At 50.2% G+C, this 12108-nt stretch carries 8 protein-coding genes, 2 rRNA genes and 2 pseudogenes; 8 read left to right on the top strand and 4 right to left on the bottom strand.

What is annotated here, in order from left to right:
* The first annotated feature begins 123 nt into the window (after positions 1-123).
* Positions 124-3031 (top strand): 23S ribosomal RNA (locus tag OGX89_RS07775).
* 96 nt (positions 3032-3127) lie between these two features.
* A 5S ribosomal RNA gene (gene rrf, locus OGX89_RS07770) occupies positions 3128-3243 on the top strand.
* Between the two features lie 151 nt (positions 3244-3394).
* Here rrf and mobB read toward each other — a convergent pair.
* A complete protein-coding gene (gene mobB, locus OGX89_RS07765; RefSeq protein ID WP_103015350.1) occupies positions 3395-3913 on the bottom strand; it encodes a molybdopterin-guanine dinucleotide biosynthesis protein MobB in 519 nt (172 codons plus the stop codon).
* Positions 3895-4479 (bottom strand): molybdenum cofactor guanylyltransferase MobA, encoded by a 585-nt coding sequence (gene mobA, locus OGX89_RS07760; protein ID WP_003825335.1) that lies wholly within the window; start codon positions 4477-4479, stop codon positions 3895-3897. The genes mobB and mobA overlap by 19 nt, the downstream gene beginning before the upstream one ends.
* A 69-nt stretch (positions 4480-4548) precedes the next feature.
* On the opposite strand from mobA, the gene OGX89_RS07755 reads away from it, so the two are divergent.
* The 3 genes from OGX89_RS07755 (at position 4549) to dsbA (ending at position 6521) form a co-directional block, all read left to right on the top strand.
* A complete protein-coding gene (locus tag OGX89_RS07755) occupies positions 4549-4818 on the top strand; it encodes a YihD family protein (RefSeq protein WP_003028616.1) in 270 nt (89 codons plus the stop codon).
* A 76-nt stretch (positions 4819-4894) separates the two neighbouring features.
* The gene (locus tag OGX89_RS07750; protein WP_126957467.1) at positions 4895-5881 is read left to right on the top strand and encodes a serine/threonine protein kinase; all 987 of its coding nucleotides are present in this window, start codon (positions 4895-4897) and stop codon (positions 5879-5881) included.
* 16 nt (positions 5882-5897) lie between these two features.
* The gene (dsbA, locus tag OGX89_RS07745; protein ID WP_003028621.1) at positions 5898-6521 is read left to right on the top strand and encodes a thiol:disulfide interchange protein DsbA; all 624 of its coding nucleotides are present in this window, start codon (positions 5898-5900) and stop codon (positions 6519-6521) included.
* Between the two features lie 13 nt (positions 6522-6534).
* Here the strand turns inward: dsbA and yihG are convergent.
* Positions 6535-7471: pseudogene (yihG, locus tag OGX89_RS07740) on the bottom strand (1-acylglycerol-3-phosphate O-acyltransferase, YihG family).
* Between the two features lie 363 nt (positions 7472-7834).
* Here yihG and polA point away from each other — a divergent pair.
* On the top strand, positions 7835-10621 hold the full coding sequence (polA, locus tag OGX89_RS07735; protein WP_126319657.1) for a DNA polymerase I: 2787 nt from the start codon (positions 7835-7837) through the stop codon (positions 10619-10621).
* A 166-nt stretch (positions 10622-10787) separates the two neighbouring features.
* Positions 10788-10835: a small protein SpfP gene (spfP, locus tag OGX89_RS23865; RefSeq protein WP_071892919.1), complete on the top strand. Its 48-nt coding sequence runs from the start codon at positions 10788-10790 to the stop codon at positions 10833-10835.
* Between the two features lie 119 nt (positions 10836-10954).
* Here the strand turns inward: spfP and yihA are convergent, their stop codons facing one another.
* Positions 10955-11587 (bottom strand): ribosome biogenesis GTP-binding protein YihA/YsxC, encoded by a 633-nt coding sequence (gene yihA, locus OGX89_RS07730; protein ID WP_063941722.1) that lies wholly within the window; start codon positions 11585-11587, stop codon positions 10955-10957.
* Between the two features lie 209 nt (positions 11588-11796).
* Between yihA and OGX89_RS07725 the strand changes: the two are divergent.
* Positions 11797-12045, top strand: a pseudogene (locus tag OGX89_RS07725) (hypothetical protein).
* Positions 12046-12108 lie beyond the last annotated feature (63 nt).

Below are 12108 nucleotides of genomic sequence, written 5' to 3'. Positions count from 1 at the left end.
GCTGAAAATTGAAACGACACACTGTTTCATTTCTCCGTAATAAGAAATGAAAAGCGGTGTGTTCGAGTCTCTCAAATTTTTGCAAACCGATAATGAATCGAAAGAAACATCTTCGGGTTGTGAGGTTAAGCGACTAAGCGTACACGGTGGATGCCCTGGCAGTCAGAGGCGATGAAGGACGTGCTAATCTGCGATAAGCGTCGGTAAGGTGATATGAACCGTTATAACCGGCGATTTCCGAATGGGGAAACCCAGTGTGATTCGTCACACTATCATTACGTGAATACATAGCGTAATGAAGCGAACCGGGGGAACTGAAACATCTAAGTACCCCGAGGAAAAGAAATCAACCGAGATTCCCCCAGTAGCGGCGAGCGAACGGGGAGCAGCCCAGAGTCTGAATCAGCATGTGTGTTAGTGGAAGCGTCTGGAAAGTCGCACGATACAGGGTGAAAGTCCCGTACACAAAAGTGCATGTGTTGTGAACTCGAAGAGTAGGGCGGGACACGTGGTATCCTGTCTGAATATGGGGGGACCATCCTCCAAGGCTAAATACTCCTGACTGACCGATAGTGAACCAGTACCGTGAGGGAAAGGCGAAAAGAACCCCGGCGAGGGGAGTGAAAAAGAACCTGAAACCGTGTACGTACAAGCAGTGGGAGCACCCTTTGGGGTGTGACTGCGTACCTTTTGTATAATGGGTCAGCGACTTATATTCTGTAGCAAGGTTAACCGAATAGGGGAGCCGAAGGGAAACCGAGTCTTAACTGGGCGTTAAGTTGCAGGGTATAGACCCGAAACCCGGTGATCTAGCCATGGGCAGGTTGAAGGTTGGGTAACACTAACTGGAGGACCGAACCGACTAATGTTGAAAAATTAGCGGATGACTTGTGGCTGGGGGTGAAAGGCCAATCAAACCGGGAGATAGCTGGTTCTCCCCGAAAGCTATTTAGGTAGCGCCTCGTGAACTCATCTTCGGGGGTAGAGCACTGTTTCGGCTAGGGGGTCATCCCGACTTACCAACCCGATGCAAACTGCGAATACCGAAGAATGTTATCACGGGAGACACACGGCGGGTGCTAACGTCCGTCGTGAAGAGGGAAACAACCCAGACCGCCAGCTAAGGTCCCAAAGTCATGGTTAAGTGGGAAACGATGTGGGAAGGCACAGACAGCCAGGATGTTGGCTTAGAAGCAGCCATCATTTAAAGAAAGCGTAATAGCTCACTGGTCGAGTCGGCCTGCGCGGAAGATGTAACGGGGCTAAACCATGCACCGAAGCTGCGGCAGCGACACTATGTGTTGTTGGGTAGGGGAGCGTTCTGTAAGCCGTTGAAGGTGTATCGTGAGGTATGCTGGAGGTATCAGAAGTGCGAATGCTGACATAAGTAACGATAATGCGGGTGAAAAACCCGCACGCCGGAAGACCAAGGGTTCCTGTCCAACGTTAATCGGGGCAGGGTGAGTCGACCCCTAAGGCGAGGCCGAAAGGCGTAGTCGATGGGAAACAGGTTAATATTCCTGTACTTGGTGTTACTGCGAAGGGGGGACGGAGAAGGCTATGTTAGCCGGGCGACGGTTGTCCCGGTTTAAGCATGTAGGCGGAGGTTCCAGGTAAATCCGGTACCTTATTAACGCTGAGGTGTGATGACGAGGCACTACGGTGCTGAAGTAACAAATGCCCTGCTTCCAGGAAAAGCCTCTAAGCATCAGGTAACACGAAATCGTACCCCAAACCGACACAGGTGGTCAGGTAGAGAATACCAAGGCGCTTGAGAGAACTCGGGTGAAGGAACTAGGCAAAATGGTGCCGTAACTTCGGGAGAAGGCACGCTGATATGTAGGTGAAGTGGTTTACCCATGGAGCTGAAATCAGTCGAAGATACCAGCTGGCTGCAACTGTTTATTAAAAACACAGCACTGTGCAAACACGAAAGTGGACGTATACGGTGTGACGCCTGCCCGGTGCCGGAAGGTTAATTGATGGGGTTATCCGTAAGGAGAAGCTCTTGATCGAAGCCCCGGTAAACGGCGGCCGTAACTATAACGGTCCTAAGGTAGCGAAATTCCTTGTCGGGTAAGTTCCGACCTGCACGAATGGCGTAATGATGGCCAGGCTGTCTCCACCCGAGACTCAGTGAAATTGAACTCGCTGTGAAGATGCAGTGTACCCGCGGCAAGACGGAAAGACCCCGTGAACCTTTACTATAGCTTGACACTGAACACTGGTCCTTGATGTGTAGGATAGGTGGGAGGCTTTGAAGTGTGGACGCCAGTCTGCATGGAGCCATCCTTGAAATACCACCCTTTAATGGCTGGTGTTCTAACGTAGACCCGTGATCCGGGTTGCGGACAGTGTCTGGTGGGTAGTTTGACTGGGGCGGTCTCCTCCTAAAGAGTAACGGAGGAGCACGAAGGTTAGCTAATCCTGGTCGGACATCAGGAGGTTAGTGCAAAGGCATAAGCTAGCTTGACTGCGAGAGTGACGGCTCGAGCAGGTGCGAAAGCAGGTCTTAGTGATCCGGTGGTTCTGAATGGAAGGGCCATCGCTCAACGGATAAAAGGTACTCCGGGGATAACAGGCTGATACCGCCCAAGAGTTCATATCGACGGCGGTGTTTGGCACCTCGATGTCGGCTCATCACATCCTGGGGCTGAAGTAGGTCCCAAGGGTATGGCTGTTCGCCATTTAAAGTGGTACGCGAGCTGGGTTTAGAACGTCGTGAGACAGTTCGGTCCCTATCTGCCGTGGGCGCTGGAGAATTGAGGGGGGCTGCTCCTAGTACGAGAGGACCGGAGTGGACGCATCACTGGTGTTCGGGTTGTCATGCCAATGGCATTGCCCGGTAGCTAAATGCGGAAGAGATAAGTGCTGAAAGCATCTAAGCACGAAACTTGCCCCGAGATGAGTTCTCCCTGACTCCTTGAGAGTCCTGAAGGAACGTTGAAGACGACGACGTTGATAGGTCGGGTGTGTAAGTGTAGCGATACATTGAGCTAACCGATACTAATGAACCGTGAGGCTTAACCTTACAACGCCGAAGATGTTTTGGCGAAAGACAGAGACAATATTCAGCCTGATTACAGATTAGATTGACATGCAAAAGCGTGTTGATAAACAGAATTTGCCTGGCGGCTGTAGCGCGGTGGTCCCACCTGACCCCATGCCGAACTCAGAAGTGAAACGCCGTAGCGCCGATGGTAGTGTGGGGTCTCCCCATGCGAGAGTAGGGAACTGCCAGGCATCAATTAAGGTGAAGAAGCCCATCCTGCCGGATGGGCTTTTTTGCGTCTGTGCGGGATGAAAACCGCCGGATGCGGCGTGCAGGGGCTGGGCTGAACGTATTTTGTAGGCCTGATAAGCGCAGCGCATCAGGCGCATCACAACACCACGGTTACCATCTTATCCATTGCGTAACAAAATCAGCAAGTTGCTGTATATCGTTGATGTCTAACAATGGAACATCCACCGCCAGCGGAACATCACTGGCAACCGCGATAACATATTCGTCTATCGCCAATTCTTCAGGACTATGCCCGCAACCGTCGCGAAAAAGCACGATCTTAGCGACAGGTTCATGCTTAAACCCTTCAACCAGCACTAGATCCAACGTCGCTGCATCCATCCGGCTTACCAGATACGCTAAATCCAGTTCGGGCTCTTCCGGTGTTTCTACCATTAATGCCCAACGTTGCTGGCTGGCGACCAGCGTTTGTGCTGCACCGGCTTTGCGCAGTTCATAACTATCTTTACCGGGCTTGTCGACATCCATATTGTGATGAGTATGTTTAATCAATCCGGGACGTATACCTCTGGCACGTAGTTCCGGGATCAACTTTTTGAGCAGCGTGGTTTTTCCCGTGCCGCTCCATGCTGCAATGGCGAGTAATGGGATCATGATTTTTCCTGCCATTTTGCGAGCTCTTCGGGGGTATTCACGTTTACGAACGCATCTTTATGATCGCTGAAATCGACAGCATGACCGCCAGCCAGACGCATAAAGACCATGACACGTCGTTCACCGGACTGAAGATAATCCTGCAGCAAAGGCTGCATAGAGCGGTGCATCAGCGCAATGGTTGGGTGATCTCTTTCCCCATCATGCACCCAGACAACGGGTGCATCTTTACGTTGCTCTTTTAGACGAGCGACCAGATCGTGAGGAATATAGGGCATATCGCACGGGCAAAACAGAAACCACTCCCCCGTTTGCTGCAGGAATACCGATAGCATCCCGGCCAGTGGGCCAGGGAAATCGGCCAAGGAATCGGGAATAACTTTCAGGCCGCTTTGCTGGTATATATCCCGGTGGCGATTGGCATTAACCACCACGGTTTCGACCTGCAAAGCGAGAATGTCGGCCACATGCCGCCAAAGAGGTTTACCGTCCAGTTCAAGCAGACCTTTATCGGTTCCACCCATCCGTCTGGCCTTACCGCCAGCCAGCACAACCCCTGTTATTGCACTATCCAGAATCACTGATATCGCCTCTTTTAATGTGGGATTGACCCTGCTAACGTATCTGTATTGAGCCTAAGGAGCACAACCATGAAATGTAAACGTCTGAATGAAGTTATTGAACTCCTCCAGCCAGCCTGGCAGAAGGAACCCGATCTTAACCTGATGCAATTTTTGCAGAAACTGGCGCAAGAGTCAGGTTTTGACGGCGAACTGGCGGATTTAACTGATGACATTCTGATCTATCACCTGAAAATGCGAGACTCAGCGAAGGATGCTGTCATTCCAGGTATTCAGAAAGATTATGAAGAAGATTTTAAAACCGCACTACTCCGCGCTCGTGGTGTAATTAAAGAGTAAAAGCTTGTAATCGCCGCCACCGAAAGCGCTGCGAAATGATATCCTGAATCATTCGTAGTATTTTCCGGATGATTGGATGAACGACAACGCTTTTAATTTCCAGACGCTACACCCGGATACCATCATGGATGCACTGTTTGAGCAGGGGATCCGGGTGGATTCCGGGCTTACCCCGCTTAACAGCTATGAAAACCGTGTCTATCAATTCCAGGACGAAGACCGTCGACGCTTTGTCGTTAAGTTTTATCGCCCTGAACGTTGGTCTGTCGATCAGATCCAGGAAGAGCACCAGTTTGCTCTGGAACAGGTAAGCGATGAAGTCCCGGTAGCTGCGCCGTTGGTACTGAACGGCCAAACGCTGTTAAGCCACCAGGGTTTCCATTATGCGATCTTCCCCAGCGTCGGTGGGCGCCAGTTTGAGGCCGACAACATCGATCAAATGGAGGCGGTCGGGCGCTATCTCGGGCGTATGCACCAGACCGGATCCAAGTGTACTTTTGCCTTCCGACCGACGATTGGCCTTGAAGAATACCTGACTGAGCCGCGTAAAGTTTTTGAACACGCACAGCTTATCCCATCAGGGCAAAAAGCGGCTTTCCTGAAGGCAACGGATGCGCTTATCGCGGTGGTTACCGATCGCTGGCATACGCGTTTTACTACGTTACGCCTGCACGGTGATTGTCATGCCGGTAATATTCTGTGGCGCGATGGCCCGATGTTTGTCGATTTAGATGATGCCCGCAATGGTCCGGCTATTCAGGATTTATGGATGCTCCTCAATGGTGATAAAGCTGAACAACGCATGCAGCTAGAAACCATTATCGAGGCTTATGAAGAGTTTAGTGAGTTCGACATCTCTGAAATCGGACTGATAGAACCTTTACGCGCTATGCGTTTAGTTTATTATCTTGCCTGGCTGATTCGACGTTGGGCTGACCCTGCGTTCCCAAAAAACTTCCCGTGGTTAACCGGGGAAGATTACTGGCATCGTCAGACCGCGACCTTTATTGAGCAGGCAAAAATTCTGCAAGAGCCCCCCTTACAATTAACGCCAATTTATTAATCGGAGAAACTTGAACATGAAAAAAATATGGCTGGCGCTGGCTGGTATGGTCTTAGCTTTTAGCGCATCTGCAGCGCAGTTCCAGGATGGTAAACAATACATCACTCTGGAAAAGCCAGTTGCGGGTGAACCGCAAGTGTTGGAGTTCTTCTCCTTCTACTGCCCGCACTGCTATCAGTTTGAAGAAGTGCTTCACGTCTCTGATAACGTGAAGAAAAAACTGCCGGAAGGCACCAAGATGACCAAATACCACGTCGAGTTTCTGGGGCCTTTGGGCAAAGATCTGACGCAGGCATGGGCGGTTGCTATGGCGCTGGGCGTTGAAGATCAGGTCACTGTTCCGCTGTTTGAAGGGGTTCAGAAAACCCAGACCGTTCAGTCTGTTGCTGATATCCGTAAAGTGTTTGTCGATGCGGGTATTAAAGGCGAAGACTATGATGCGGCATGGAACAGCTTCGTAGTGAAATCTCTCGTGGCACAGCAGGAAAAAGCAGCGGCTGATTTACAGCTGCAGGGCGTTCCGGCGATGTTCGTGAATGGCAAATATCAGGTCAACCCGCAGGGCATGGATACCAGCAGCATGGATATCTTTGTACAACAGTATGCGGATACCGTGAAATACCTGGTCGGTCAGAAGTAAAAGCAAAAGCCGGTCACTGACCGGCTTTTTTATTTTGAGGCTTTAATCGCGTCGAGCTGCGCGTCTTTCTCACTCCACAGCGTATTCAACCACAGCTGAAAGCGGCGCTTGAATGCCTTATCGTTCACGTAATCACCGTGTAACTCTTCATGGATTGGCTCCAGATTCACCCGCACGACAATCCGCGTTAGCTTACCGCTCAGCATATCGTAGAACGGTCGGCTACTGTTTTCCGGATAGCACAACGTGACGTTCAACATTTTATCGAACTGTGACCCCAGTACGTTCAATGCCATTGCAATACCTGCCGCTTTAGGAGGGAGCAGGTTTTGATAAGGAGAGCGGGTTTGCTCACGTTTATCTTTGGTAAAGCGTGAACCTTCGACAAAATTCACAATGGTTGTCGGGTGTACGCGAAACTTCTCGCAGGAACGACGCGTTGTTTCGACATCTTTACCACGGCGTTCCGGATGGCGAAGCAGATAGCCACGTGAATAGCGTTTCATAAACGGCATATCCAGCGCCCAGCAGGCCAGGCCAATAAAGGGCACCCAGGCCAACTGCTGCTTGAGGAAATATTTATTCATCGGGATGTGCTTACGGAACAGAACGCAAAGCACAACGATATCGGCCCAGCTGTAATGATTACAAATGAGCAGATACCAGTTTTTCTTGCTAAGACCTTCCAGCCCTTCAACATCCCACTTCAGCCGCGGATTAAGGTGCAGCAGTAGCGCCAGACCTTCACACCAGCAGTACATCATGAAATTACAGAAGACGGAAACCTTGCGCCAGACGACAGGAATGGGCAAAAGGAGTTTCACAACCCCGGCAAGGATGATCGGCACAGAACAAAAAATCGTGACCAATATGGTCAACACGATACTCAGCAACAGCGTTATCGCAGCGAGTATTCTCGTCATAATTAAATTATTCAAAAGGTTAGCCATAGACAGTGCGCGAAAGAGGCGCAAGGGGCTGATTTTATCAGAAAACGAACCAAATGATGGATCTTCCCTGAATAGAAAAAAAGAGAATATCTATCCACATCAGGATATAAGCTGTAAAAATGGAATAAAATGCCGTGAGTTTATTTAACCAATTGAAATTATTGTATAAATATAATGGAGCATTAATTGCCTTGCTATATTTAAAGAGCTGAAAATTATTTATTCACAAAGTTATCCACAGCTTTCTTTGCGAGCAAAGCAGAAGATCTGCAAAAGTTTTTCGACAAATGCGGCGAAAAACTCATGTTTTCATCCTGTCTGTGGCATCCTTTACCCATAATCTGATAAACAGGCACGGACATTATGGTTCAGATCCCAGAAAACCCACTTATCCTTGTAGATGGCTCATCTTACCTGTATCGCGCATACCACGCGTTCCCACCGCTGACTAACAGCGCAGGAGAACCTACGGGCGCGATGTACGGTGTCCTCAACATGCTGCGTAGCTTGATTCTGCAATATCAACCAACCCATGCAGCGGTGGTATTCGACGCCAAGGGTAAAACCTTCCGTGATGAATTATTCGAACATTATAAGTCTCACCGCCCACCGATGCCGGACGATCTGCGTGCGCAGATTGAACCTCTGCATGCGATGGTAAAGGCGATGGGGCTGCCACTGTTGGCTGTTTCTGGCGTGGAGGCGGACGATGTTATCGGTACGCTGGCGCGGGAAGCAGAGAAGATCGGTCGCCCGGTGCTGATTAGCACCGGTGATAAAGATATGGCTCAGTTAGTGACGCCGAATATCACCCTTATCAACACCATGACCAATACGATCCTCGGCCCGGAAGAAGTTGTGAATAAGTACGGCGTCCCGCCGGAACTGATCATCGATTTCCTGGCGCTGATGGGGGATTCCTCAGATAACATTCCTGGCGTTCCAGGCGTAGGCGAAAAAACCGCTCAGGCACTGCTGCAGGGGCTGGGTGGGCTGGATACCCTCTATGCCGAATCAGACAAAATAGCGGGGCTGACCTTCCGTGGTGCGAAAACCATGGCGGGCAAACTTGAGCAGAACAAAGAGGTGGCGTACCTCTCTTATCAATTGGCTACCATCAAAACGGATGTTGAGCTGGAATTGACCTGTGAGCAGCTTGAAGTGCGTCAGCCCGCTGCAGAAGAACTGCTTGGCCTGTTTAAACAGTATGAATTTAAACGTTGGGTTACCGACGTTGAAGCGGGTAAATGGCTACAGGCTAAAGGGACGAAGCCGGCGGCAAAACCGCAAGAAACTATTGTCGTCGATGAAACGCCTGAGGAGCCGGCCACGGTTCTTTCGTACGATAACTATGTGACGATTCTGGACGAAGCGACGCTGGAAGCGTGGATCGCTAAGCTGAAAAAAGCACCTGTCTTTGCCTTCGATACTGAAACTGACAGCCTGGACAACATTTCCGCGAATCTGGTTGGCCTGTCTTTTGCCATTGAACCGGGTGTGGCGGCGTATGTTCCTGTTGCCCACGATTACCTGGATGCCCCTGACCAGATCGCGCGCGACCGCGCGCTGGAGCTGCTAAAGCCGCTGCTGGAAGATGAGAACGCGCACAAAGTCGGGCAAAACCTGAAGTACGATCGCGGCATCCTGGCGAACTATGGCATCGAGCTGCGCGGCATCACTTTTGACACCATGCTCGAATCCTACATTCTTAACAGCGTCGCTGGACGACACGATATGGACAGCCTGTCGGACCGCTGGCTGAAACATAAGACCATCACCTTTGAAGAGATTGCTGGAAAAGGCAAAAACCAGCTGACCTTTAACCAGATAGCACTGGAAGAGGCTGGTCGTTACGCTGCGGAAGACGCCGACGTTACGTTACAGCTGCATCTGAAGATGTGGCCAGAATTGCAGCAGCATAAAGGGCCGTTGAACGTCTTTGAAAATATCGATATGCCGCTGGTGCCGGTTTTGTCTCGCGTTGAGCGCAACGGTGTGAAAATCGATCCGGCTGTTCTGCACAAGCATTCAGAAGAGCTGACGCTGCGTTTGAATGAGCTGGAGCAAAAAGCGCACGAGATCGCCGGAGAAGCGTTTAACCTCTCTTCCACTAAGCAACTGCAAACTATCCTGTTTGAAAAGCAGGGTATTAAGCCGTTGAAGAAAACCCCAGGCGGCGCGCCATCAACGTCGGAAGAGGTACTGGAAGAGCTCGCGCTGGATTACCCATTGCCGAAAGTGATCCTGGAATATCGTGGTTTAGCAAAACTGAAGTCGACCTATACGGATAAGCTTCCGTTGATGATTAACAAGAAAACCGGACGCGTGCACACCTCCTACCATCAGGCGGTTACCGCCACCGGGCGCTTGTCTTCAACGGATCCAAACCTGCAAAACATCCCGGTACGGAATGACGAAGGTCGTCGTATTCGTCAGGCGTTCATTGCGCCAGAAGACTACGTGATTGTCTCTGCGGACTACTCACAGATTGAACTGCGTATCATGGCGCACCTTTCACGTGATAAAGGTCTGCTTACCGCGTTTGCCGAAGGGAAAGACATTCACCGCGCAACGGCGGCTGAAGTCTTTGGTTTACCGCTTGATTCCGTGACCAGCGAACAACGCCGCAGCGCGAAAGCCATCAACTTCGGTTTGATCTACGGGATGAGCGCCTTTGGTTTGGCGCGCCAGTTGAATATTCCGCGCAAAGAAGCACAGAAGTACATGGATCTCTACTTTGAACGCTACCCAGGTGTGTTGGAATACATGGAACGTACCCGCGCGCAGGCGAAAGAGCAAGGCTATGTAGAAACGCTGGAAGGTCGCCGTCTCTATTTACCGGATATTAAATCCAGTAATGGTGCTCGTCGCGCTGGTGCTGAACGTGCGGCCATTAACGCCCCGATGCAGGGAACTGCCGCAGATATTATCAAGCGAGCCATGATTGCTGTGGATGGATGGCTGCAAACCGAGCAACCGCGCGTGCGCATGATCATGCAGGTACACGATGAACTGGTGTTTGAAGTGCACAAAGATGATCTGGAAAGCGTCTCTAAAAAGATCCACCAACTGATGGAAAACGAGACCCAGATTGACGTGCCGTTGCTGGTGGAAGTCGGGAGTGGTGAAAACTGGGATCAGGCGCACTAAGGGTTTACTTAATAACGCCCCTTTTTCGTAACTAAGCAACATAAGAGAGAGCTTTTTGTGATGTCCATTAGAATTCCCTATGTAAGGAATGAAAAAAAATTACAAAAAGTGCTTTCTGAGCTGCTCAAAAAAGAGTAAAGTTATTCTCGTAGGGTACAGAGGTAAGATGTTCTATCTTTCAGACCTTTTACTTCACGTAATCGGATTTGGCTGAATATTTTAGCCGCCCCAGTCAGTAATGACTGGGGCGTTTTTTATTGTGCGAAAGAAAAGTTTTGCACATGCTGTAGGCCGGATAAGACGCGCAGCGGCGCCATCCGGCATATCGGTGGGTTATTCCCCGTCCTGCTCCTCTTCAACCGGTGCCAGTTCACTAAACCAGCTATCCAGTTTTTGCCGCAGTTTGTCCACACCCAGTTTTTTCAGCGATGAAAATGCTTCTACCTGCACGTCACCGTTAAATGCCAGTACGGCTTCACGTACCATATTCAGCTGCGCTTTGCGTGCACCGCTGGCCAGCTTATCTGCTTTAGTCAGCAGTACCAGAACCTGAACGTTGCTCTCAACCGCCCACAGGATCATCTGTTGATCGAGATCTTTTAACGGGTGACGAATATCCATCAGCACTACCAGACCTTGCAGGCTCTGACGCTTTTCCAGATATTCAGCCAGCGCGCGTTGCCATTTACGCTTCATCTCTTCCGGAACTTCGGCATAACCGTATCCTGGCAAATCGACCAGGCGTTTGCCGTCAACGACTTCAAACAGGTTGATGAGCTGAGTACGACCCGGCGTTTTAGATGTACGCGCCAGACCTTTTTGATTCGTCAGGGTATTTAGCGCACTGGATTTGCCTGCGTTGGAACGGCCAGCAAAAGCCACTTCGATACCGGTATCGGAAGGTAAGTGGCGAATATCAGGCGCACTCATCACAAAGTGCGTCTGTTGATAATTCAAGTTAGTCAAAGCAGTCCTCTCCATCAATCAGGGCTTTGCAGCGATTATACCTGAACCCCAGCAAAAGGCTGGTTTTTCGACGAGTGGGCTGTGTAAGTAAAAACCCTGCGCTTTGTGAGACATTGCCGACAGTTTCTATACGAGATGACAGAGTAAAAAATGACAGAACTAAAACAAATCATATGGTTACATTTGGGCGCTATTCTTAAAATCAGAAATTGTTACCCAGGTTACTTGTACGTTTAAACCAAAACGGTAAAGTAGCATCCATAGCGAGGAAGCTGAAAGGATAGACGACTCAGGATGAGGGTCAGGAGCGCCAGGAGGCGAAGACACAGGATTGTCAGGAAGACAAACGTCCGGAGACGTTAGTAAAAGGAAATGGAAACAACACGGAATGTTACAGGCTAAGGGAAAAACAGGGTGTGTTGATAGCCAACAGGGATTGTAGAGCCCGTAAGGGTTGAGAGTCAGGAAAAAAGGCGACAGATTACTCTGTCGCCTTTTTTCTTTATTTCTGCTAGATTCCG

This window comes from Citrobacter sp. Cpo103 (genome assembly GCF_030332605.1).
Lineage (GTDB): Bacteria > Pseudomonadota > Gammaproteobacteria > Enterobacterales > Enterobacteriaceae > Citrobacter > Citrobacter portucalensis.
The sequence above is the reverse complement of the archived record's forward strand: the minus strand, read 5'-3'. Positions and strand labels throughout refer to the sequence as shown.